The sequence below is a fragment of the Cellulomonas soli genome, from assembly GCF_013409305.1.
Taxonomy (GTDB): Bacteria; Actinomycetota; Actinomycetes; order Actinomycetales; family Cellulomonadaceae; genus Cellulomonas; species Cellulomonas soli.
In genome coordinates this window covers 1533965-1556886 of record NZ_JACBZJ010000001.1, presented here as the reverse complement: position 1 = coordinate 1556886, position 22922 = coordinate 1533965, and the positions used below count along the sequence as shown (strand labels likewise).

Annotated in this window: 22 protein-coding genes and 2 tRNA genes; 21 read left to right on the top strand and 3 right to left on the bottom strand. The window is 71.4% G+C overall.

What is annotated here, in order from left to right:
* Positions 1-69 precede the first annotated feature (69 nt).
* The 11 genes from dnaN to BKA22_RS07190 all read left to right on the top strand — a co-directional run bounded on the left by dnaN (position 70) and on the right by BKA22_RS07190 (position 11764).
* Positions 70-1200 carry a DNA polymerase III subunit beta gene (gene dnaN / locus BKA22_RS07235; RefSeq protein ID WP_146954687.1) on the top strand — a complete coding sequence of 377 codons (1131 nt, stop codon included), beginning with the start codon at positions 70-72 and terminating at the stop codon, positions 1198-1200.
* A gap of 50 nt (positions 1201-1250) precedes the next feature.
* Positions 1251-2138, top strand: a complete 888-nt coding sequence (gene gnd / locus BKA22_RS07230) for a phosphogluconate dehydrogenase (NAD(+)-dependent, decarboxylating) (RefSeq protein WP_146954688.1) — start codon at positions 1251-1253, stop codon at positions 2136-2138.
* 31 nt (positions 2139-2169) lie between these two features.
* The gene (gene recF, locus BKA22_RS07225; RefSeq protein ID WP_146954689.1) at positions 2170-3408 is read left to right on the top strand and encodes a DNA replication/repair protein RecF; all 1239 of its coding nucleotides are present in this window, start codon (positions 2170-2172) and stop codon (positions 3406-3408) included.
* The gene (locus BKA22_RS07220) at positions 3398-3985 is read left to right on the top strand and encodes a DciA family protein (RefSeq protein WP_146954690.1); all 588 of its coding nucleotides are present in this window, start codon (positions 3398-3400) and stop codon (positions 3983-3985) included. The genes recF and BKA22_RS07220 overlap by 11 nt, the downstream gene beginning before the upstream one ends.
* 200 nt (positions 3986-4185) lie before the next feature.
* Positions 4186-6249 (top strand): DNA topoisomerase (ATP-hydrolyzing) subunit B, encoded by a 2064-nt coding sequence (gene gyrB / locus BKA22_RS07215; protein ID WP_146954691.1) that lies wholly within the window; start codon positions 4186-4188, stop codon positions 6247-6249.
* 47 nt (positions 6250-6296) lie between these two features.
* Entirely contained in the window at positions 6297-8918 is a 2622-nt protein-coding gene (gene gyrA, locus BKA22_RS07210) for a DNA gyrase subunit A (RefSeq protein WP_146954692.1), read from the top strand.
* A complete protein-coding gene (locus BKA22_RS07205) occupies positions 8915-9787 on the top strand; it encodes a DUF3566 domain-containing protein (RefSeq protein WP_146954693.1) in 873 nt (290 codons plus the stop codon). The genes gyrA and BKA22_RS07205 overlap by 4 nt, the downstream gene beginning before the upstream one ends.
* Before the next feature lie 69 nt (positions 9788-9856).
* Positions 9857-9930 (top strand) — tRNA-Ile (locus tag BKA22_RS07200).
* 21 nt (positions 9931-9951) lie between these two features.
* Positions 9952-10071 carry a DLW-39 family protein gene (locus tag BKA22_RS19415; RefSeq protein ID WP_218866562.1) on the top strand — a complete coding sequence of 40 codons (120 nt, stop codon included), beginning with the start codon at positions 9952-9954 and terminating at the stop codon, positions 10069-10071.
* Between the two features lie 52 nt (positions 10072-10123).
* Positions 10124-10196, top strand: a tRNA-Ala gene (locus BKA22_RS07195).
* 329 nt (positions 10197-10525) lie between these two features.
* Positions 10526-11764, top strand: a complete 1239-nt coding sequence (locus BKA22_RS07190; RefSeq protein ID WP_146954694.1) for a hypothetical protein — start codon at positions 10526-10528, stop codon at positions 11762-11764.
* Between the two features lie 18 nt (positions 11765-11782).
* Here BKA22_RS07190 and BKA22_RS07185 read toward each other — a convergent pair whose 3' ends face one another.
* The gene (locus BKA22_RS07185) at positions 11783-12325 is read right to left on the bottom strand and encodes a hypothetical protein (protein ID WP_146954695.1); all 543 of its coding nucleotides are present in this window, start codon (positions 12323-12325) and stop codon (positions 11783-11785) included.
* A 222-nt stretch (positions 12326-12547) separates the two neighbouring features.
* Between BKA22_RS07185 and BKA22_RS07180 the strand changes: the two genes are divergently transcribed.
* The 4 genes from BKA22_RS07180 to BKA22_RS07165 all read left to right on the top strand — a co-directional run bounded on the left by BKA22_RS07180 (position 12548) and on the right by BKA22_RS07165 (position 17266).
* Entirely contained in the window at positions 12548-14572 is a 2025-nt protein-coding gene (locus tag BKA22_RS07180) for a penicillin-binding transpeptidase domain-containing protein (RefSeq protein WP_223203752.1), read from the top strand.
* 101 nt (positions 14573-14673) lie between these two features.
* Positions 14674-15600, top strand: coding sequence for an ABC transporter ATP-binding protein (locus tag BKA22_RS07175; RefSeq protein WP_146954696.1), 927 nt, complete (start codon positions 14674-14676; stop codon positions 15598-15600).
* The gene (locus BKA22_RS07170; protein WP_223203753.1) at positions 15597-16442 is read left to right on the top strand and encodes an ABC transporter permease; all 846 of its coding nucleotides are present in this window, start codon (positions 15597-15599) and stop codon (positions 16440-16442) included. Before BKA22_RS07175 ends, BKA22_RS07170 begins: the two co-directional genes overlap by 4 nt.
* Complete coding sequence (locus BKA22_RS07165) at positions 16442-17266, top strand: ABC transporter permease (protein WP_146954697.1); 825 nt, start codon at positions 16442-16444, stop codon at positions 17264-17266. The genes BKA22_RS07170 and BKA22_RS07165 overlap by 1 nt, the downstream gene beginning before the upstream one ends.
* 80 nt (positions 17267-17346) lie before the next feature.
* Here BKA22_RS07165 and BKA22_RS07160 read toward each other — a convergent pair whose 3' ends face one another.
* Positions 17347-18222, bottom strand: a complete 876-nt coding sequence (locus BKA22_RS07160; RefSeq protein WP_179561680.1) for a hypothetical protein — start codon at positions 18220-18222, stop codon at positions 17347-17349.
* Positions 18223-18381: 159 nt separating this feature from the next.
* Between BKA22_RS07160 and BKA22_RS07155 the strand changes: the two genes are divergently transcribed.
* Both BKA22_RS07155 and BKA22_RS07150 read left to right on the top strand, forming a co-directional pair.
* Positions 18382-18921 carry a peptidylprolyl isomerase gene (locus BKA22_RS07155; protein WP_146954704.1) on the top strand — a complete coding sequence of 180 codons (540 nt, stop codon included), beginning with the start codon at positions 18382-18384 and terminating at the stop codon, positions 18919-18921.
* Between the two features lie 45 nt (positions 18922-18966).
* Positions 18967-19830 carry a rhomboid family intramembrane serine protease gene (locus BKA22_RS07150; protein ID WP_179561679.1) on the top strand — a complete coding sequence of 288 codons (864 nt, stop codon included), beginning with the start codon at positions 18967-18969 and terminating at the stop codon, positions 19828-19830.
* 269 nt (positions 19831-20099) lie between these two features.
* Here the strand turns inward: BKA22_RS07150 and BKA22_RS07145 are convergent, their stop codons facing one another.
* Complete coding sequence (locus tag BKA22_RS07145) at positions 20100-20348, bottom strand: cell division protein CrgA (RefSeq protein ID WP_146954705.1); 249 nt, start codon at positions 20346-20348, stop codon at positions 20100-20102.
* A gap of 123 nt (positions 20349-20471) precedes the next feature.
* Between BKA22_RS07145 and BKA22_RS07140 the strand changes: the two genes are divergently transcribed.
* From BKA22_RS07140 to BKA22_RS07125, 4 genes are read left to right on the top strand one after another with little or no spacing between them, the layout of a single operon-like run.
* The gene (locus BKA22_RS07140; RefSeq protein ID WP_146954706.1) at positions 20472-21314 is read left to right on the top strand and encodes a DUF881 domain-containing protein; all 843 of its coding nucleotides are present in this window, start codon (positions 20472-20474) and stop codon (positions 21312-21314) included.
* Complete coding sequence (locus BKA22_RS07135; RefSeq protein WP_146954707.1) at positions 21311-22087, top strand: class E sortase; 777 nt, start codon at positions 21311-21313, stop codon at positions 22085-22087. The genes BKA22_RS07140 and BKA22_RS07135 overlap by 4 nt, the downstream gene beginning before the upstream one ends.
* Positions 22084-22245 carry a hypothetical protein gene (locus tag BKA22_RS07130; RefSeq protein WP_179561565.1) on the top strand — a complete coding sequence of 54 codons (162 nt, stop codon included), beginning with the start codon at positions 22084-22086 and terminating at the stop codon, positions 22243-22245. Before BKA22_RS07135 ends, BKA22_RS07130 begins: the two co-directional genes overlap by 4 nt.
* A 1-nt stretch (position 22246) precedes the next feature.
* Positions 22247-22870: an aminodeoxychorismate/anthranilate synthase component II gene (locus tag BKA22_RS07125; protein WP_146954728.1), complete on the top strand. Its 624-nt coding sequence runs from the start codon at positions 22247-22249 to the stop codon at positions 22868-22870.
* The last annotated feature ends 52 nt before the right edge of the window (positions 22871-22922 follow it).

Below are 22922 nucleotides of genomic sequence, written 5' to 3'. Positions count from 1 at the left end.
ACCCACCTCCGTTCGCGCCTGTGGGTACCGACCCCTACGGTCCAGGTCCGCAACGACGAGAGGTGTGGCATGAGGTTCCGGGTCGATCGTGACGTTCTGGCCGACGCCGTCACGTGGACGGCCCGCAGCCTGCCCACGCGTCCCCCGGTCCCCGTGCTCGCCGGCGTCCGCATCGAGGCCGACTCCACCGGCACGATCCAGCTGTCGAGCTTCGACTACGAGGTCTCCGCACGCTCGCAGATCCCGGCCGACGTCTCGGAGCCCGGCACCGTCCTGGTCTCCGGCAGGCTGCTCGCGGAGATCTCGCGCGCGCTGCCCGGCAAGCCTGTCGACGTCGTCCTCGAGGGTACGAAGGTCGTCGTCACCTGCGGTGCGAGCCGTTTCACGCTGCTGACCATGCCCGTCGAGGACTACCCGAGCCTTCCGGTCATGCCCGAGATCACCGGCACCGTCGACGGCGACGAGCTCACGCACGCCGTCGCCCAGGTCTCCGTGGCTGCCAGCCGGGACGACACGCTCCCGCTGCTCACCGGTGTGCGCGTGGAGATCGAGGGCGAGAAGATCACGCTGCTCGCGACCGACCGGTACCGGCTCGCGCTGCGCGAGCTCACCTGGAAGCCCACGTCGCCCGACATCTCGACCGTCGCACTGGTGCGTGCGCGCACCCTCACCGACGCGGCGAAGTCGCTCGGGACGGCCGGCTCGGTGAGCATCGGCCTGTCCTCGGGCACGGGCGTCGACCTGATCGGCTTCGAGGCCGGCGGCCGTCAGACGACGAGCCTGCTCGTCGACGGCGACTACCCCGCGGTGCGTCGGCTGTTCCCGGACGAGACGCCCATCCACGCCGTGGTCAACACCCAGCTCCTGGCCGACGCGGCCAAGCGTGTGGCCCTCGTGGCCGAGCGCAACACGCCGATCCGGCTGTCCTTCAGCGACGGCCAGGTCGTCCTCGACGCGGGTCAGGGCGACGACGCTCAGGCGTCCGAGGCACTGGAGGCGGTGCTCGTCGGCGAGGAGATCTCGGTCGCGTTCAACCCGCACTTCCTGCTCGACGGCCTGGGTGCCCTCACGACGCCCTTCGTCCGGCTGTCGTTCACGCACCCCAACAAGCCGGTGGAGTTCACCGGTCAGGGTTCGCTGGAGGGCGAGGACCTCGCGGAGTACCGCTACCTCCTGGTCCCGATCCGTTTCGCGAGCTGACCGGCAGGTCGGTCCGCACGTCAGTCAGCCGCTCGGGGAGGGTGGGTCTCATGCACATCGGTCTGGTGGGTCTGGGCAAGATGGGTGCCAACATGCGCACCCGGCTGCGCGCCGCGGGGATCGAGGTCACCGGATTCGACCGGAACCCCGACGTCACGGACGTGCCCTCGCTCGACGCCCTCGTGGAGGCCCTGCCGGCCGGCGAGCGTCTCGTGTGGGTCATGGTGCCGTCGGGCGCGATCACCGACGGGGTCGTGCGTGAGCTCGCCGGTCTGCTCGTCCCGGGCGACCTGGTGATCGACGGCGGCAACTCGTACTACCAGGACGACGCACCGCACGCGGCGCTGCTGGCCGAGCACGGCGTGGGTTTCCTCGACGCGGGGGTGTCCGGCGGGGTCTGGGGCCTGCAGAACGGCTACGGCCTCATGGTCGGTGGCGAGGCCGCGCTGGTCGAGCGGGCCATGCCGGTGTTCGACGCGCTGCGCCCGGAGGGCCCTCGCGAGGAGGGCTTCGTGCACGCCGGTGCGGTCGGCGCGGGCCACTTCGCGAAGATGGTGCACAACGGGATCGAGTACGGCCTGATGCAGGCGTACGCCGAGGGCTTCGAGCTGCTCGCGGCGAAGGACCTGGTCACCGACGTGCACGGCACGTTCAAGGCATGGAGCCGTGGCACCGTGGTGCGCTCCTGGCTGCTCGACCTGCTGGTGCAGGCCCTCGAGGAGGACCCGAAGCTCGCGGCGATCGACGACTGGGTCGAGGACTCCGGCGAGGGTCGGTGGACGGTCGACGAGGCGATCGACCTGGCCGTACCCGCCCCGGTGATCTCCGCCGCGCTGTTCGCCCGGTTCGCCTCGCGTCAGGGCGAGTCGCCGGCGATGAAGGCCGTCGCGGCCCTGCGTCAGCAGTTCGGCGGGCACGCCGTGCGCCCGGCTCCCTGAGCCGGGCGTCGAGCCCGCCCCAGCCGACCCGATGTACGTCGCGCACCTCTCGCTGACCGACTTCCGCTCCTATGCGCAGGTCGAGCTCCCGCTCGACCCCGGGATCACGGCGCTGGTCGGGCCCAACGGGCAGGGCAAGACGAACCTGGTCGAGGCGATCGGATACGTCGCGACGCTGGGCAGCCACCGGGTCCCGTCGGACGCGGCGCTGGTGCGTCAGGGTGCTTCCCGTGCGGTCGTGCGGACGCGTGTGGTCCGCGAGCTCGACCCGGGGCAGCCTCGGACGACGACCATCGAGGTCGAGGTCACGCCCGGCAAGGCGAACCGCGCGCGCATCAACGGGGGCTCCCCCGGCCGGGCTCGTGACGTGCTGGGGATCCTGCGGACGGTCCTCTTCGCGCCCGAGGACCTGGCCCTCGTCAAGGGTGATCCGGGTGAGCGTCGCCGGTTCCTCGACGACCTCGCGGTGCAGCTGACGCCGCGGCTGGCGGGGATCGTCGCGGACTACGACCGGGTGCTGCGGCAGCGGTCCGCGCTGCTCAAGTCCGCCGGTGCCGCGTTCCGTGGCTCGCGCGGGGGCGCCGACCTGCGGACTCTCGACGTGTGGGACTCCAAGCTCGCGCAGACCGGTGCCCAGCTGATCGTGGCCCGGCGGGCGTTGGTCGATGCGCTGCGCCCGCACGTCGGCCGAGCGTACGAGCAGGTCAGCGCCGGGCAGGGTGTCGCTTCGATCGCGTACCGGGCCTCGCTGGACGCGGCCCTTGCGGGTGACGAGGCCGAGGGTGCTCCGGGCGCGCAGGACGAGCGGCTGTCGACCCGGCCGTCGGTCGAGCTCGTCGAGGCCCAGCTGCTCGAGGCGATGGGTCGGCTGCGCCCGAAGGAGATCGAACGCGGGGTGTGCCTCGTCGGTCCGCACCGCGACGACCTGGTGCTGACGCTCGGCGACCTGCCGGCGAAGGGGTACGCGAGCCACGGCGAGTCGTGGTCGTTCGCCCTGGCCCTGCGGTTGGCGTCCTACGCGCTGCTGTCCGGCGACGCGCCGGCCGGTGACGACCTGTGGGTGGCGGACTGGGGTCCGGACGGCGAGCCGGTGCTCATCCTGGACGACGTGTTCGCCGAGCTCGATGCCCGGCGTCGGGACCGCCTGGCGGAGCTGGTCGCGCCTGCACGCCAGGTGCTGATCACGGCGGCCGTGCCGGACGACGTGCCCGAGCCGCTCGCCGGAGCGCGGGTGGACGTCATGGGCGGGGAGGCCACCCGTGTCCTCTGACGTGCAGGGAGACGACTCGCTGCTCCCGACTCCGCCGTCGCCTGTTCCGGACGGCGTGCCGGTGTCCCGGCTCGTCGAGCTGACGCCTCCTGAGCAGGTGGCTCGCGCGGCGCTGAACCGGGCGAAGGCGGCGGCTCGTGCTCGAGGTCTGCGCCCGGGCGAGGCCCCTCGCCGTCGCTCCGCTCTCGAGGTCCAGATGGGGACGTCGGGGGCGGGTCCGCGGGACCCGCAGCCGGTCGCCTCGACGCTGAGCCACCTGCTGGACCTCAACGGGATGCGTGCCCAGGTGCAGGTCGGCGGCGTGATGGGGCGCTGGGCGGACATCGTGGACGGCCCTGTCGCCGAGCACTCGGAGCCGGTGACGTTCGAGGCCGGGGTGCTCACGCTGCGTGCCGACTCGACGGGCTGGGCGACGCAGCTGAAGATCCTGGCGCCGAACCTGCTGCGCCGGATCGCCGACGAGGTCGGGGAGGGCGTGGTCCTCGAGGTGAAGGTCCAGGGGCCCGGCGGTCCGGGCTTCGGCCGTGGTCCGCGGTCCGCCAAGGGTGGTCGCGGGGTGCGGGACACGTTCGGCTGAGCCGTCGTGGGAAGGCTCTCGCGGCGGCACGGGGGAAGAACCGGGCCTCGGGCCGTCCAGACGGTAGACTGCAGAGGTCATTCCTGGCGCATCTGTGCCGGTACAGAGACACGAACTCCAGCGTCATGGAGTGATCCGCCCCCCCACGGGTCCGGCGGGCCTCTCCGTCGCGTGCGAGACCTTGAGGAGCACCACCGCCCGTGGCCGAACAGAGCAGCACCGACTCGACGCAGCAGACCACGGCGCAGGCGAAGGGCAACGGCGGGTACGACGCCAGCGCGATCACCGTCCTCGAGGGCCTCGAGGCGGTCCGTAAGCGTCCGGGCATGTACATCGGCTCGACGGGTGCGCGCGGGCTGCACCACCTGGTCTACGAGGTCGTGGACAACTCGGTCGACGAGGCGCTCGCCGGCTACTGCGACCACATCGAGGTCGTCCTGCTCGCCGACGGCGGGGTCAAGGTCACCGACAACGGTCGTGGCATCCCCGTGGCGGTCCACCCGACCGAGGGTCGGCCGACGGTCGAGGTCGTCATGACGATCCTGCACGCGGGCGGCAAGTTCGGCGGCGCCGGGTACGCGGTCTCAGGTGGTCTGCACGGCGTGGGCATCTCGGTCGTGAACGCGCTGTCCACGCGCGTGGAGACCGTGGTCCGCCGAGACGGCTATGTCTGGCAGCAGAACTTCGCCGATGGCGGCAAGCCGGCCGGTGAGCTGCACCAGGGCGAGGCGACGCAGGACACGGGCACCGAGCAGACCTTCTGGGCGGACCCCTCGATCTTCGAGACCGTGGACTACGACTTCGAGACGCTGCGCAGCCGGTTCCAGCAGATGGCGTTCCTCAACAAGGGTCTGCAGATCACGCTCACCGACGAGCGCCCCGCGCACACCGGCACGGACGACGAGGTCACGGACACAGAGTCGGGGTCCGAGAACGAGTCGGCCGAGCCCGCCGCGACCGTCCGCCAGGTGACGTACCGGTACGACGGCGGCCTGGTGGACTACGTCAAGCACCTGGTCTCGGCGAAGAAGGTCGAGCTGGTGCACCCCGAGGTCATCGACTTCGAGGCCGAGGACACCGAGAAGCGCATCTCCGTCGAGATCGCCATGCAGTGGACCGCCGCCTACTCCGAGTCGGTGCACACGTACGCGAACACCATCTCGACGACCGAGGGCGGCACGCACGAGGAGGGCTTCCGTGCGGCGATGACCTCGCTGATCAACCGCTACGCGCGCGAGAAGGGCATCCTCAAGGAGAAGGAGGACAACCTCACGGGTGACGACATCCGCGAGGGCCTGACCGCCGTCATCTCCGTCAAGCTCGGCGAGCCGCAGTTCGAGGGCCAGACCAAGACGAAGCTCGGCAACACCGAGGCCAAGACCTTCGTGCAGCGCGTGGTCAACGAGCAGCTGGGCGACTGGCTGGACTCGCACCCGGGCGAGGCGAAGGACGTCATCCGCAAGTCGATCCAGGCCGCGGCCGCGCGCATGGCGGCCCGCAAGGCGCGTGAGGCGACCCGCCGCAAGGGTCTGCTCGAGTCGGGCGGCATGCCCGGCAAGCTCAAGGACTGCCAGTCGAACCGTCCCGCGGAGTGCGAGGTCTTCATCGTCGAGGGTGACTCGGCCGGTGGGTCAGCGGTCCGTGGGCGCAACCCGCGCACGCAGGCGATCCTGCCGATCCGCGGGAAGATCCTCAACGTCGAGCGCGCCCGCCTGGACAAGGCCCTGGGCAACCAGGAGGTGCAGGCGCTGATCACGGCGTTCGGCACGGGCATCGGCGAGGACTTCGACGTCGCCAAGCTGAGGTACCACAAGATCGTGCTGATGGCCGATGCCGACGTCGACGGCCAGCACATCCGCACGCTGCTGCTCACGCTCCTGTTCCGCTACATGCCGGACCTCATCACCGGCGGGTACGTGTACCTCGCGCAGCCGCCGCTGTACCGGATCAAGTGGTCGAACGCCGAGCACGACTACGTGTACTCCGACCGTGAGCGCGACGCGTTCGTGACCGAGGGTCAGGCCAAGGGCAAGCGGCTGCCGAAGGAGAACTCGATCCAGCGCTACAAGGGTCTGGGCGAGATGGACTACTCCGAGCTGTGGGAGACCACGATGTCGCCGGAGCACCGCACGTTGCTGCAGGTCACGCTGGACGAGGCCGCCGCGGCCGACGAGATCTTCTCGGTGCTCATGGGCGAGGACGTGGAGTCGCGTCGCTCGTTCATCCAGCGCAACGCCAAGGACGTGCGGTTCCTCGACATCTGACGTGGGGACGACCCCGACGCTCCCACGACCGAAGGACTTGAGAAGCAATGACTGAGAACGACATCGAGCACGGCCGCATCGACCAGATCGACCTGCAGCTCGAGATGCAGCGCTCGTACCTGGACTACGCGATGTCCGTCATCGTCGGGCGCGCCCTTCCCGACGTGCGTGACGGGCTCAAGCCGGTGCACCGCCGCGTGCTGTACGCGATGTACGACGGCGGGTACCGACCCGACCGCCAGTTCTCCAAGTGCTCGCGTGTCGTCGGCGACGTCATGGGCAAGTACCACCCGCACGGTGACACGGCGATCTACGACGCCCTGGTCCGCCTCGTGCAGGACTGGTCGCTGCGGTACCCGCTCGTGGCCGGCCAGGGGAACTTCGGCTCCCCCGGTGACGACCCGGCGGCCGCCCCGCGGTACACCGAGTGCAAGATGGCCCCGCTCGCCATGGAGATGGTGCGCGACATCGACGAGGACACCGTCGACTTCCAGGACAACTACGACGGCCGCACGCAGGAGCCGGTCGTCCTGCCCAGCCGGTTCCCGAACCTGCTGGTCAACGGCTCGGCCGGTATCGCGGTCGGCATGGCGACGAACATCCCGCCGCACAACCTGCGCGAGGTCGCCGAGGGCGTCCAGTGGTACCTGGAGCACCCCGAGGCCACCAAGGAGGAGCTGCTCGAGGCCCTCCTGGTCCGCATCAAGGGCCCGGACTTCCCCACGGCCGCCACGATCCTGGGTCACAAGGCCATCGAGGACGCGTACCGCACGGGCCGCGGCTCGATCACCATGCGCGCCGTCGTCGAGGTCGAGGAGATCCAGGGCCGCATCTGCCTGGTCGTCACCGAGCTGCCGTACCAGGTGAACCCGGACACCCTGGCGAAGAAGATCGCCGACCTGGTCCGCGAGAACCGTGTCACCGGCATCGCCGACATCCGCGACGAGACCTCGGGCCGCACCGGTCAGCGCCTGGTCATCGTGCTCAAGCGTGACGCGGTCGCCAAGGTCGTGCTGAACAACCTCTACAAGCACACGCAGCTGCAGGACACGTTCGGCGCGAACATGCTCGCGCTGGTCGACGGCGTGCCGCGCACGCTGAGCATCGACGCGTTCGTCCGGCACTGGACGACGCACCAGCTCGACGTCGTCGTCCGCCGCACGCAGTACCGCCTGCGCAAGGCGGAGGAGGAGATCCACGTCTACCGCGGGTACCTCAAGGCGCTCGACGCGCTCGACGAGGTCATCGCGCTGATCCGCCGCTCCCCCGACGTCGACGAGGCCCGCAGCGGCCTGATGGCCCTGCTCGAGGTCGACGAGGTCCAGGCGAACGCGATCCTCAACCTGCAGCTGCGCCGGCTGGCCGCGCTGCAGCGGCAGGAGATCATGGAGCGGCACGACGCGCTCCAGCAGCTGATCGTGGGTTACCGGACGATCCTCGAGTCCCCCGAGCGTCAGCGCGAGATCGTGAGCGAGGAGCTGAAGGTCGTCGTCGACAAGTACGGCGACGAGCGGCGCACCCGGATCCTGCCGTTCGACGGCGAGGTGTCGATCGAGGACCTCATCGCCGAGGAGGAGATGGTCGTCACCATCACCCGCGGCGGCTACGTCAAGCGCACCCGGTCGGACAACTACCGGGCGCAGAAGCGCGGCGGCAAGGGTGTGCGCGGAGCGCAGCTGCGCGAGGACGACATCGTCGACCACTTCTTCGTCACGACGACGCACCACTGGCTGCTGTTCTTCACGAACCTGGGCCGCGTCTACCGGGCCAAGGCGTACGAGCTGCCCGAGGGCGGTCGTGACGCCAAGGGTCAGCACGTCGCGAACCTGCTGGCCTTCCAGCCGGGCGAGCAGATCGCCCAGGTCCTCGACCTGCGCGACTACGAGCAGGCCGAGCACCTGGTGCTGGCCACGCAGCGCGGTCTGGTGAAGAAGACCCGGCTGTCGGAGTACGACTCCAACCGCACGGGCGGCGTCATCGCGATCAACCTGCGCGAGGACGAGGAGGGCCGGCCCGACGAGCTCGTGTCCGCCCGGCTCGCCGACTCCACGGACGACCTGATCCTGGTGTCCCGCAAGGGCCAGTCGGTGCGGTTCACGGCGTCCGACGAGACCCTGCGACCGATGGGCCGCGCCACGTCGGGCGTCACCGGCATGAAGTTCCGCGGCGAGGACGAGCTGCTGGCCATGGACGTCGTCCGCGAGGACGCGTTCCTGTTCACGGTCACCGAGGGCGGCATCGCCAAGCGCACCGCCCTCACCGTGGAGAACTACCGCCAGCAGGGACGCGGTGGCCTGGGGATCAAGGTCGCGAACCTGCCCGAGGCGAACGGCGACCTCGTGGGAGCCCTGGTCGTCGACCTCGAGGACGAGGTCCTGGTCATCATGGAACGCGGCAAGGTCGTGCGGTCCGCGGTCGTCGAGGTCAACGCGACGGGCCGGACCACCCAGGGCGTGATCTTCGCGAAGCCGGACGCGCAGGACCGGATCATCGCGGTCGCTCGCAACACCGAGCGACACCTGGCGGACGATGCGGGTACGGTGGGCGCCGAGAACGCTCCCGGATCCGACGATCAGGACATGTCGGGCGACCCGGACGCCCCCCGTGCTGCCGATGACACGACGGCTGACGCGGGCACCACCGCCGACACCTCCCCGGAGGACGCATGACAGACGCCGTCCCGCCCTCGATCCCGCCGCGCAAGCGACCGACCCAGCCCGCCGGTGGCGGACGGTCGACGGTCTCCGGCGACTGGCAGACGGGCGGGGCCGCGTCGGCCTCACGGCCGGCACGCGCGGATTCACCCGTGGTGACCGAGGACCCGGTCCGGACGGAGACGGGCGCCGAAGGCAACGGGACCCCTGCACGGCGTGTCGACGACGTCCCTGCTCAGGCCTCTGCCCCGGGTTCCGCGGCGTCGTCGGCGGAGGGTGACGAGCTGCCCTCGCCGCTGCTCGCCGCGGTCGACTCGGTCTCCGCCTGGGCCAAGAAGGCGGCCGGCGGAACCTCGGCCGCGATAGCCTCGCTCACCCGTCCCCGCCCGAAGGACAGCCCGATGACCACGACGTCCCCCGCCGCCGGCACTTCGGCACCGAGCGCCGCCCGCCCGTCGGCCACGGCAGGTGACTCCGCCCGGCCGTCCACCGGCCACGTGCCCACGGTGGGCCCGCACGGCGCTCCGCGCCGCGTCCGGCTGTCGATCTCGCGGATCGACCCCTGGTCGGTCATGAAGCTGTCGTTCCTGCTGTCGGTCGCGATCGGCGTCATGATCGTGGTGGCCGCCGCGGTCGTCTGGTTCACGCTGGACGGTCTGCAGGTCTTCGCCAAGGCCGACGACCTCGTCACGCAGATCGTGGGCACGGAGAGCGACATCGACATCCTGCAGTACGTCGAGTTCAGCAAGACGATCTCCGGGGCCACGCTGGTCGCCGTCATCGACGTCTTCCTGATCACGGCCCTGTCGACGATCGGCGCATTCCTGTACAACATCGTCGCCGCCCTGGTCGGCGGCGTGCACGTCACGATGACCGACGAGTGACGGGTTTGGGTGCGGCGGTCGTGCTGGGGTAGTCTCCTACGGCACGCCCGCCCGCAGCGGATGTCGCACGGGCCTATAGCTCAGACGGTTAGAGCGCTTCCCTGATAAGGAAGAGGTCACAGGTTCAAGTCCTGTTAGGCCCACTCCCGACCCGTGGGGGACTGATGAAGAAGCTCCTGCTCCTGGCGGCTGCTGCCGCCGTCGGCTACGTCGTGTACCAGCGGTACGTGCAGGACCGCGACGAGCGCGACCTGTGGTCCGAGGTCACCGACACCTTCGAGTGACCCGGGCTGCTGCCCTGCGGATCACCACCAGCGGCACCCCCGGGTGCTGCTCGGGGCCATGGCGCAATTGGTAGCGCACCTGCTTTGCAAGCAGGGGGTTAGGGGTTCGAGTCCCCTTGGCTCCACCCAGAGACCCTCACGGTTGGTCCTCCTTGGGCTGACGACCGGGACTCGATGAGGACGAACGAAGGACCCGGTGCCGTTGCTGGTGACGGGTCCTTGGTCGCGACGCGCGGATGTTCGATCCCGCAGACGTCACCCGTCTCCACTTCGGCGGCACCGACGAGGATGCTCTGCACCTCGTAGCCGAACCGCCGCCCTCGAGGGAGCACCGGGCGGTGATGCGGCTGAGCGCGGGCGCCGACGCTCCTGTTGCCGCTCGGCGTGAGCGAGACGAGCATGGTCGGCGAAGGCGCAGGTCCATGCGGCGCAGGGGGGCTGCCGGGTGACTCTGGTGGGCGGGGACCGGGTCGGTGCGGCCGTTCTGGACGGCCACCTCCTGTCCGATGCGGCACTGCGACGGCTGGGCCCGATGGTCGGTGGGCTGACGCGGTTCCGGACCGGTGTCGAGGATCGAGGGTTCGCCGAGCGCTGGGCACAGGTCGCTCCTGAGGTGCCGCTGCTCGACGGCGGACGCGTGTACGACGTCCGCCACGCCGTGATCGAGTGCGCGCGACGCCAGATCCTCGTGCTCGCGACGGGTGAGCCGCGCCAGCCGGCCCGGTTCCTGGCCGGAGCCGCGCAGGGGGCCGCGAGAGCCACCGAGCTGGGCGTCCCGGGGATCGCGCTGCACGTGATGCGGCAGCAGGACGTGCCCGGCGAGGTGGTGTGGCTGACCCAGTCGGGCCGGATGTCCGGCTACGGGGTCCTCTTCGCGGTGGGCTTCGCGCAGGCCCACGGGCGTTCGGCCACCCTCGTGGAGCCGACCACCGGCATCAGCGAGCTCAAGACCCCGGAGGCGTTGGAGCGCGCCTTCGACCTGGCCGCCTCGGCGGGTGTCGAGTTCGGCATCCGCAGCGAGGACGATCCCCTCGCGCACGTCCTGCGGGGGACGTACTCGATCGCGATCACACCCGTGCTCGACGTGCCCGGTGGACGTGCCCTGCTGCGCCCGGGGGAGCTGCCGTTGAGCAGCGTGTCGTCCGGGAACCCCGGTGCGGTCGTGCGGCTGCTCTCCGAGTTCCCCGGGGACGTCGTCGCGGTGCTCGACGGCATCGAGCTGCTGGGCGGGCACCAGGAGTCCGCGCGGATCGCGTCCGCCGTGATGCTGGCCGTGGTGGCCGCCGGCGGCGTCGAGCTCATGTCCCCGTCGCGTGCGGTGGCCGTGACCTCGCCGTCGACGACGATCAGTGCTCCGCCGAGAGGTGACGTGCCGGGTCTCGTCGTGGAGGCCTCAGGCCTCACGCAGGCGCCGGATGCGACCACCTCGGACCAGACCGTCGCGATCCCGGACGTCGCCACGTCGCACGCCCGTCGGACGCCTGCGACGTTCACGCACGACGAGCTCTCGACGCTGCTCGGTGCCCAGGAGCAGGCGGCGCAGCCCGGTGCAGACCGGGCTGCCGGGTCCGACGGCGCGACGGGCCACGAGGCCGCGATCCTGGCCGCGATGGCGGCTGCGATGGTGACGGCGGGCGGCACCCTGAGGACCGGCGACCCCGGCAGACGGCGGCGTCGGCGCGCCGATCGGTGACCGCCGCGGTGAGACCCGTTACGCGCCCGAGGTCCGGCTGATCACGTCGTCGAGCATCTCGGGCGTGTAGACCTCGCTGTCGTCGACGGGCCCGTCCTCGAGGGTCGACCACTGCCAGTGCGGCGCGATGAGGTGGCCGTCGATGCCCAGCCGCAGGTCGAGCAGGCCGGCGTACTGGTAGCCGAACCGCTGCTGGAGCGCACGCGCCCGCTTGAACTCGGCGCCGTCCGGGCTGATCCGGTCGGTCGCGAGCTCGAGCAGCAGCAGGTTGTGCTCGGGACCGAGCTTGCCGCGGTGGTGGACGATCAGGTCGGGGATGCCTCGCCCTTCGACGTCCTCCAGCGCGACGACCGCCTCGAGGTCCATCGCGGAGCGGTTGTACTCGCAGTCGATGTCCCACGCGCGCTCGATCATGGGGCGCAAGTGCCACCCCAGGTGGAACGCGACACCGCGCTCGGTGGGTCGGCTCGTGCCCGAGGTCGTCGACAGCAGGCTCCACTCGTCGACGATCGTCGTGGTGAGCGCGATCCGGATCCGGTTCTTCAGTGAGGCGAGCTGCATGAGCGCACGGTACCGGCTTTGGGTGTCCGATAGAACTGCCTTGACCACTCCATGGTCATCAGCCCGGCAGGCGGACCGCCGTCCGGGTGGACCGGTGCGGAGGTGACGTGAAGGTGGGTCCGTTCGGCCCAGCTGCGGGCCTCTGACCTGCGAGGCTCAGGCAGGTGCCGTCGACGGCCTCGGCAGCAGCCGGGGGACGGCACCGCGGAGCCAGGGGGCACGATGACCATGCACGGACGTACGCCACGGCAGGACCGCACGCAGGCGCGCGTGCGCGCACGGGGCGTCGCGGCGGTGCTGGCACTGCTCGCGCTCGGGGCGTCCGGCCTGACTGCCTGCTCCGCCGACCGCCCGGGGCCCGAGAAGGCAGCGCAGGCTCTCGCGGAGGGGATCGCCTCGGGCGACCTCGCAGGGGTGACGTTCGCCGCTGGCTCTCCCGACGTGGCGACGATCAACCAGGTGCGCACCGACGCGTTCGCCGGCCTCGCACCGTGGACGCCGTCCGTCGAGGCGGGCACGGCGGTGGTCGACCCGAAGGACGAGGACGCGGCGACGGTGGAGCTCAGCTACAGCTGGGACGTCGGTGCCGGCAAGTGGACGTACACGACGACCGCGCGGCTGGCCCGCGACGCCGAGGACGCATGGCGCACGACGTGGCTACCGTCGCTTCTCGCACCCGACCTGGTCGACGGCGAGACGCTCACGGTCGAGCGCGTGGCGGCCGAACGGGCGACGGTCGTGGGGACCGGGGGCACCCCGATCGTCGAGCCGCGGCCCGTGGTGCGGGTCGGGGTGGACAAGACCCGCGTCGACGCGGCCGGGCAGGACGCGGCCGCCCGGGCGCTCGCCGGTGCCCTCGGCATGGACGCCGACGCGTACGCCGCGAAGGTCGCGGCCGCGGGTGCGAAGGCCTTCGTCGAGGCGATCGTCGTGCGTGCCGACGACCCGGCGTACGACACGGACGCACTCGGGTCGATCACGGGTGTGAACCTGGTGTCCGACACGATCCCGCTCGCACCGACCCGGACCTTCGCCCGGCCGGTCCTCGGCACCGTCGGTGAGGCGACCGCGGAGATCGTCGAGCAGTCCGAGGGCGCGATCGTCGCAGGCGACCAGACGGGCCTGAGCGGCCTGCAGCGGCAGTACGACGCCCAGCTGCGCGGACTTCCAGGGGTGACCATCCGCGCGACGTCGGCGGACGGCGCGGCCGTGCGCGAGCTGTTCCACGTGGAACCGATCGCCGGCACGCCGCTGGAGACCACGCTGGACGTCGACCTGCAGACCACGGCCGAGCAGATCCTGTCCGCCGTGACGCCGGCGTCCGCGATCGTCGCCCTGCGCCCGTCGACGGGCGAGGTCCTCGCCGTGGCGTCCGGTGCCGGCGGTGAGGGGATGTCGACCGCGACCCTCGGGCAGTACGCACCCGGGTCGACGTTCAAGGTCGTCTCGACGCTCGCGCTGCTGCGCTCCGGGCTCACGCCGGACTCCACGGTCTCGTGCCCGACCTCGATCACGGTCGACGGTCGCGCGTTCGAGAACTTCCCCGGCTACCCGACCGAGCACAACGGCGACATCCCGTTGAGCACGGCGTTCGCGAACTCGTGCAACACGGCCTTCATCGGCGCCCGCGACCAGGCGACGCAGCCCGCGCTCGTCGACGCCGCAGGCGCACTCGGACTGGTCCCGGACGCGTCGCTCGGCTTCGCCTCGTTCCTCGGTGCGGTGCCCGAGCAGGCCGAGGGCACGGCGCACGCCGCCTCGATGATCGGGCAGGGGCAGGTGCTCGCCTCCCCGCTCGGCATGGCGACGGTCGCCGCCTCGGTGGCCGCCGGGCACCAGGTGGTCCCGGTGCTCGTCCACCCGGTCGAGGGTGCGGCACCCGACGCGACGACCGCGGCGACCACTGCTGCGACCACTGCTGCGACCACGGCTGCGACCACGACGGCGGCCGCCGACGTCACGCCCCTCACGGCGGCCGAGGCGGAGTCGTTGCACGCGCTCATGCGCGGGGTGGTCACCGACGGTGGCGCGACGCTGCTGCAGGGCGTGCCCGGTGAGCCCGTCGCCGCCAAGACGGGCACGGCCCAGGCCGGGGAGGGCGACGCCCTGCACAACCACGTGTGGATGATCGCCATCCAGGGCGACCTGGCCGTGGCGGTGTTCGTCGAGACCGGTGAGTACGGCTCGACCACCGCCGGGCCGCTGATGGACGCGTTCCTGCGCTCGGCCGCAGCCCAGGCCCTCTGAGCGCCCGTCCGGCACGCCCGTCCGGCCCGCCCGCGCGGACCGGACGGGTCGTCCCGGAATCCGCTGTGCGGTGTCGGTGAGCGCTCCTAGAGTGGGTCGTCGTGACCTCCCCCGTGATCGCCGCCTCCGGCCTGACCAAGCGCTTCGGTGAGCTGGCCGCCGTCGACGGCATCGACTTCGAGGTCGCCCCCGGTGAGTCCTTCGGCCTGCTCGGTCCCAACGGTGCGGGCAAGTCCACGACGATGCGCATGGTCGGCGCGGTCTCCTCACGTACCGGCGGGGACCTGCGGGTGCTCGGTCTCGACCCCGACACGCACGGCCCGGAGATCCGCTCGCTGCTCGGGGTCGTCCCGCAGGAGGACAACCTCGACACCGAGCTGCGCGTGCGGGACAACCTCATCGTCTACGGCCGGTACTTCGGCCTTCCCCGCGCCCTGTGCGCCCAGCGTGCCGACGAGCTGCTCGCGTTCGCCCAGCTCGAGGAGAAGCGGGCGTCCAAGGTCGACGACCTGTCCGGCGGCATGAAGCGTCGGTTGACGATCGCCCGGGCACTCATCAACGAGCCGCGCATCCTCATGCTCGACGAGCCGACCACCGGCCTGGACCCGCAGGCCCGGCACGTGCTGTGGGACCGGCTGTTCCGGCTCAAGGAGCGCGGCACCACACTCGTGCTGACGACCCACTACATGGACGAGGCCGAGCAGCTGTGCGACCGGCTCGTGGTCGTCGACCACGGCCGGATCATGGCCGAGGGCAGCCCGTCGCAGCTGATCCGGGACCACTCCTCGCGTGAGGTCGTCGAGCTGCGGTTCGGCTCGGGTCGCAACGCCGAGGCGGCCGTGCGGCTCGAGGGGCTGGCGGAGCGCGTGGAGGTGCTCCCCGACCGGGTGCTGCTCTACGCGGCCGACGGCGAGGCCGTGCTCGAGCAGGTGGCGCACCTGGGGATGCACCCGACGACCAGCCTGGTGCGTCGTTCGAGCCTCGAGGACGTGTTCCTGCGACTGACCGGCCGGAGCCTGATCGAGTGAGCGCGACGACGAGCACGGACCTGTTCACCGACGAGGCGATGGTCGCGGCTGCGCGCCCGCGGCGACTCGGCGCGTTCTACGTGGCCGAGCACCGGCTCCGAGCCATGCGTGCGTACGGCTGGACGCTCGTCATCGGCAGCGTGGGCAACCCGTTGCTGTACCTGCTGGGCATCGGGCTCGGCCTGGCGGCGTTCATCGACCAGCCCGTCGCCCAGGGACCGCACGGTCCGGTCGACTACGTGCAGTTCGTCGCACCCGCGCTCCTCGCCACGGCAGCGGTCTCGGTGGCCACGGAGGAGTTCACCTACGCCGTCATGGAGGGCTTCAAGTGGCGGCGGCTGTTCTGGGGCATGAACGCCTCCCCGGTCTCCCCCGCGCAGATCGCGGCCGGTCAGGTGCTGGCGGTCGGAGCGCGCATGCTCTTCACGACGGCCGTGTACGCCCTGCTGGCGTTCCTGCTCGGGGGGGTCGACGACCCGTGGGCCGCGGCCGCGCTGCCGTTCGTCGGGCTGCTCGCCGGGCTCGCGTTCGGCCTGCCGCTCATGGCGTACGCCGCGAGCCTCAAGGACGACTCGGGGCAGTTCGCGATGGTGCAGCGCTTCGTGTTCACACCGATGTTCCTGTTCTCCGGCACGTTCTACCCGATCACCACGCTCCCGGCATGGCTGCAGTGGATCGGATGGGTCTCGCCCCTGTGGCACGCCAGCGAGCTCGGCCGGGCGATCACGTACGGCACCACCGCGCCCGGGTGGCAGGTCGCCGTGCACGTCGTCGTGCTCATCGGCATGGCGGCCGGAGGCTGGCTGCTCGCCCGGCAGGCGTTCGTACGGAGGCTGCGCTGATGGCGGCGCCGACCGTCACGGCACCGCGGCGGCGTGCCGGCGGGGTTCGGGCGCTCTACTCGGGCAACGCCCGCGTCATCGTGGTGCGTGGGCTCATGGCCACCCGCTCGTCGACGTGGACGGTCGTGGTGTCCGGCTTCTTCGAGCCCGTGTTCTTCCTGCTCGCGATGGGCTTCGGCCTCGGCACGTACATCGGCGACGTGACGCTGGCGGACGGCCGCACGATCTCGTACGCGGCCTACATCGCACCCGCGCTGCTGGCCGTCTCCGCGATGAACGGCGCGGTGTACGACTCCACGTGGAACGTGTTCTTCAAGATGCACTTCGGCAAGCTGTACCAGTCGATGCTCACCACGTCGCTCGGCCCGCTGGACGTCGCCTTCGGCGAGATCGCGTACGCGTTGCTGCGTGGCGGCGTCTACGCGATCGGGTTCCTCACGGTCATGCAGGTCATGGGCCTGAACCTGGCGTGGACGGCCGTGCTGTCGATCCCCGCGGTCCTGCTCGTCGCGTTCGCGTTCGCCGCGGTGGGCATGGCCGTCACGAGCTACATGTCGACCTTCCAGCAGATGGACTGGATCAACTTCGTCATGCTGCCGATGTTCCTGTTCTCGGCGACGTTCTACCCGTTGAGCGTGTACCCGCAGGGCGTGCAGTGGGTGATCCAGGCGCTGCCGCTGTGGCACGCGGTCGAGCTGGTGCGCGGGCTCACGACCGGGCTGGTCGACGGTGCGATGCTCGGCCACGTGACGTACTTCGTCGTCATGGTCGCGGCCGGCCTGGTCCTCACCACGCGCAGGCTGCGCGCCCTCTTCCTGGACTGACCGCTGCCGGGCAGCAGGACGCCACCGTCCGTGCGCCCCGGAGGGCTGGACGGTGGCGTCGGGAGAGCCGCCGGCTGCGGTCAGGCGGGCTCGTCGGTGCCCGTGGTGGGCTTCTTCGGTGCGGCCCGACGGGTGGCCTTCTTCGCCACGTCGACCGTGGTGTCGCGCGCCTCGGCGACCTTCTCGGTGAGGTCCTTGGCCGCCTCGGCGACCTTCTCGCCCAGGTCGTCCGCGGCCTCGGCGACCTTCCCGGCGGCCTGACGGCTCTTCGCGACGGTCGCGCCGGCGACCTCGCCGACGGTCTCGGCGGCCTGCCCGGCGACGTCGCTGAGCTCCTCCTTGGCCTCGTGCGCGCGCGACCGGAACGAGTCCGTGACCTCGGGCGCGCTGGGCTCCCACGGCTCGGCCCACGGGTCCACGGTCGAACGGTTCTTGTTCCACGCCGCCACGGCCGCACCGATGCCGACGGCCACGGCGACGAACCAGAAGACCTTGGCGCCCGTGTGCTTCTTGGTCTGCGCGCTCGCCGCGGCCTCGGTGACGGCGGCCGTGGCGGCCGCCCCTGCGGCGTCGGCCGCGTCCGCTGCGCGGTCGGCGGCGGCGTTGACCGCCAGCACGAGCCGCGGCAGCAGCTCGTCGACGAGCTTGTCGTGCGCGGTGCCGATGGCGGGGGTGGCCCGCTCGGCGACCTTCTCGACCCGGGGGGCGGCTGCGATGACGCTCTCCTTGTAGAGGTGCTCGACGCGGGGCAGTAGCCAGTCCACGAAGGCCTCGACCTTGGGCGCTGTCCACTCCTTGGCGTGACCGGCGGCCTCGACGGCCTGGGCGGCTGCCACGCCCGCTCCGGCCCGCGTCTGGCCGGCGACCTCGGCGATCGTGGCGCCCAGGTCGGCTGCCTGGGCCTTGAGGGTCTCGGTGTCGACGTCGATCGACGGACGGCGCAGGTGCAAGGTCATGTCCACTCCCGGTGATCGGTGGCCTGACCTCTCACTCTGCCACCGTGCGCGGTCGGGCGCAGCGCTGCACGCCGCCCCTCACCTGGGTGTCCGCCCTGGATCCGCCCGAACGGCCGCTGTCGCCGGTCCGCCGCCGGGGTCGCGTGGAAGACTGTGGGCATGTTCGCGATCCTGCACACGACCGCCGGTGACATCCGGATCGAGCTGTACCCGAACCACGCGCCGCGTACCGTCGAGAACTTCGTCGGCCTGGCCACCGGGTCGAAGGCCTGGAAGGACCCGCAGACGGGTGCCGAGCGCACCGACCCGCTGTACAAGGACATCGTGTTCCACCGTGTGATCGACGGGTTCATGGTCCAGGGCGGCGACCCGCTCGGCACGGGCCGCGGCGGCCCGGGCTACCAGTTCGACGACGAGATCCACCCCGAGCTCACGTTCTCCGCCCCCTACCTGCTGGCGATGGCCAACGCCGGTCTGCGCCGTGACCCGATCACGGGCAAGAACGGCGGCACCAACGGCTCGCAGTTCTTCATCTCGGTCGCGGCGACGCCGTGGCTCAACGGCAAGCACACGATCTTCGGTGTCGTGGCCGACGACGCGAGCCGTGCCGTGGTCGACGCCATCGCCACGGCGCCGACGCGTCCGGGCGACCGCCCGGTGGACGACATCGTCCTCACGTCGGTGACGATCGAGGACTGACCTGCGAGCACGCCGGACCTGGACGAGAAGGACGACCGCCCGCTGATGACGAGCGACCAGCCGGTCCAGCCGTCCGTGCCGCCCGCGGCGCCCGTGTGCCCACGTCACCCCGACCGGGTGTCCTACGTGCGGTGCCAGCGCTGCGGGCGGCCGACGTGCCCGGACTGCCAGCGGCAGGCGGCCGTCGGCGTGCAGTGCGTCGACTGCGTGGCCGAGGCCGCACGGGCCACGCCCGCCACCCGGACCGCGCTCGGCGGGCGCGTGCGGGCTGGTCGACCCGTCGTGACGATCGCCCTGGTCGGCCTGTGCGTGCTCTCGTACGTGCTGCAGTACCTGGTGCCGGGGTGGACGACCCGGTGGATGTTCGTCCCGGCGTTCGCCGCGCGGGAGCCGTGGACGTTCCTCACGGCGGCGTTCCTGCACTCCCCCGGGCAGATCACGCACATCCTGTTCAACATGATCGCGCTGTGGATGGTCGGCCCCGGCCTCGAGCAGACGCTGGGTCGGGCACGCTACGTGACGCTCTACGTGCTCAGCGCGATCGGGGGTTCGGTCGGGGCGCTCGTCCTGGCCACGCCGACGAGCGGTTGGATGGTGGGCCTCGTCGGGGCGTCCGGTGCGGTCTTCGGCCTGTTCGGCGCGGTGCTCGTGGTGCTGCGCCGCCTCGGGCGTGACGCGGGCGGGATCATCGGCATCCTCGTCGTGAACGCCGTGATCGGCTTCCTGGTGCCGGGGATCTCCTGGCAGGCGCACCTCGGAGGTCTCGTCACCGGTGCGCTGCTCGGTGCGGCCTACGCGTACGCGCCGCGTGAGCGGCAGACCCTCGTCAGCGTGGGTGCGAGCGTGGGCGTCGCGGCTGCGCTCGTCCTGGCCTCGGTCCTCGCGCTGCAGTCGGTCGGACTGCTCTGAGCGCTCGTCCCAGGGCGTCCTGACGAAGGATTCCGGCCTCGCGGCCACGTCCCCAGAGTTGCCCACACCTGTGGAATGACACTGATGTAGTTATCCACAGGGTTGTGCACCGATGGGGACGAGCAGGCCGTGCCGAGCGGAGATCGCGCCCGTTCCGTCCCGCATCAGAGTCGTCGCCCTGGGGACGAACCGGTGGAGAACTCCCCGGACCGACGGTCCCGGGGACGTCGGTCGACAGTCGCTGCGGCCCGTGACGGGCCGCAGCCGGCTCAGCGCCAGCGGGTCGTCATCCCGAAGCCACCGAGGATCAGCGAGAAGCCGATCGCGAGGTTCCAGCCCCGGATCCCCGGGATCGGGTAGTTCCAGCCGGACAGGTACGTGACGACGATCCAGGCCAGACCGACGATCATCAGACCGAGCATGACGGGCACGAACCACGGCGCGTTCGGCTTCGGTGCCGCCGCCTTCGCCGGGGGCGGGGTGTACGTGGCCTTCTTGCGCGGCTTCGACTCAGGCACGTCCGGTGGCTCCTGTCCGGTGAAGGGCGTGGGCAGATCGTCCCGCCCAGGGCCCTGACGGTCCCGTGATGGGCACGACGTGACCTAGCGTAGTGGCGACCGCACCAGGCGAAGGGATCCTCGTTGAACGACCACCCGCACCGGGCACGTCGAGGCGTGCCGCGCGGCACGTGGGCGGTCGCCGTGGTGCTGGCGCTGTCCGGCGCGCTGTTCGCCGCCAACGCCTCGATCGCCAACCGGCAGTCCGGCGACCGGCACCCCCAGGACCTGCGGGAGCTGGCCCTCGCCGAGAGCGACCGGGTGACGACGCTCGCGGCCCAGGTCGACGACCTGCACGCCGAGGTCGACCAGCTGACCTCGGAGGCCAACGCGGCCGCCGGGACGCCGCTGACCTCGCCCGGGACCGGCTACGAGGTGGCGAGCGGCGCGGTCGCGGTGCGCGGTCCGGGTCTTGTGGTCAAGCTCGACGACGCGCCCACGGACACGTTGGGCAACAGCGGTGCGCGGCCCGACGACCTCGTCGTCCACCAGCAGGACATGCAGAACGTGATGAACGCGCTGTGGGCCGGCGGCGCCGAGGCGATGTCGCTCATGGACCAGCGGGTGATCTCCACGAGCGCGTTCCGGTGCGTGGGCAACGTGCTCTGGCTGCACGGGCTCGCGTACTCCCCGCCCTACACGGTCACCGCGATCGGGGACCCGGTCCGGCTGCGCGCCGCTCTCGAGGCGTCGCCGGAGATCCAGATCTACCTCGAGTACGTCGACGCGTACGGCCTCGGCTGGGACGTGGGGCAGGGCAGCTCGCTCGACGTGCCCGCGTTCACCGGCGCGACCGACCTCACGTGGGCGACCGTCCCCGACGGCACCGAGGTGCTGCCGAGCGCGCAGGCCGACGACGCGATCACCCTGGGCTCCCCCTCCGAGCCGACACCGTCGAGCAGCGCCACCGACGGCGAGGCCGGATGAGCACGCTCGCAGCCCCGCCCCGGCACAGCCGCGGCCCCGGCACGTCCGCGACCTCGACAGTCGTCTTCGGCACCATCGGCGTCGTCGGCGAGCTGCTCATCACTCTCGGGGTGCTGCTCCTCGCGTTCCTCGCCTGGCAGCTGTGGTGGACCGACGTCGAGGGCAACCGTGCGCAGGCCCAGGTCGTGGAGCAGCTCGGCTGGCAGACCCCCGCTCCGACGCCGAGCGCGTCGACGGACGACGGCATCGCCGAGCCCCGACGCGACGAGGAGGCGCCCGTCCTCGCCGAACCCGAGCTGACGACGACGTTCGCGACCCTCCAGGTGCCGCGCTGGGCCGGAGAGCCCGAACGACCGATCAGCCAGGGCGTCGAGCGGGCCACCGTGCTGGACGTGCTGGGGATCGGGCACTACCCGGGCACCGCGATGCCCGGTGCCGTCGGCAACTTCGCGGTGGCCGGCCACCGCACGACCTACGGCAAGCCCTTCAACCGGATCCAGGAGCTGCAGGTCGGGGACGCGCTCGTGGTGCGCACCGAGGACACCTGGTACGTGTACCGCGTGACGTCCTCGGTGATCGTGAGCCCGTCGGACGTGTCCGTGATCGCGCCCGTGCCGGACGACCCGACGGCCACCGCGACCGAACGGCTCATCACGCTGACGACCTGTCACCCGATGTTCTCCGCGCGGGAGCGGTACGTGGTGCACGGGGTCCTCGACTACTGGGCGCCCGTCGCGGACGGCACCCCGGTCGAGCTGATGGGAGGCGCATGATGTACGGGTGGCTGTGGCGGCACCTGCCAGGACCGACGGTCGTGCGGGCCCTGATCCTCACGGTGGCAGCGGTGGCCGTGCTCGCCGCGTGCTTCACCTGGGTGTTCCCCGCCGTGGCGCCCCTCATGCCTTTCAACGACACGACTGTGGGTGAGTGACGTGACGCGGATCCTCGTGATCGACAACTACGACTCGTTCGTCTACACGATCGTCGGCTACCTCGCCCAGCTCGGCGCGGAGACGGTCGTGGTGCGCAACGACGCGGTCCCGCCCCTCGCGGACCGGTCCGGTTTCGACGGGGTGCTCGTCTCCCCCGGTCCGGGCACCCCCGCCGACGCGGGCGAGAGCATCCAGGTGATCCGTGACTGCGCAGCCGCCGGCGTGCCGATGCTGGGCGTGTGCCTCGGCCACCAGGCTCTCGGCGAGGTCTTCGGCGGCACCGTCACGCACGCACCCGAGCTCATGCACGGCAAGACGAGCCAGGTCGAGCACGACGGCTCCGGGGTGCTCGCGGGCCTGCCCTCGCCATTCACCGCGACGCGCTACCACTCGCTGGCCGTGGTCGACGGGACGATCTCCGACGAGCTCGTCGTCACCGCGCGGGCCAACGGCATCATCATGGGCCTGCAGCACCGCACACTGCCGCTGCACGGGGTGCAGTTCCACCCGGAGTCCGTGCTCACCGAGGGCGGGCACCGGCTCCTGGCGAACTGGCTGGCGATCTGCGGGGACACCGAGGCCGTCGGCCGGTCGGAGGGGCTGCACCCGCTCGTGCGGCTCTGACCGCTCGGGACCAGACGAAACGGGGCCCGGCGCGGAGGCGATCCTCCGAGCC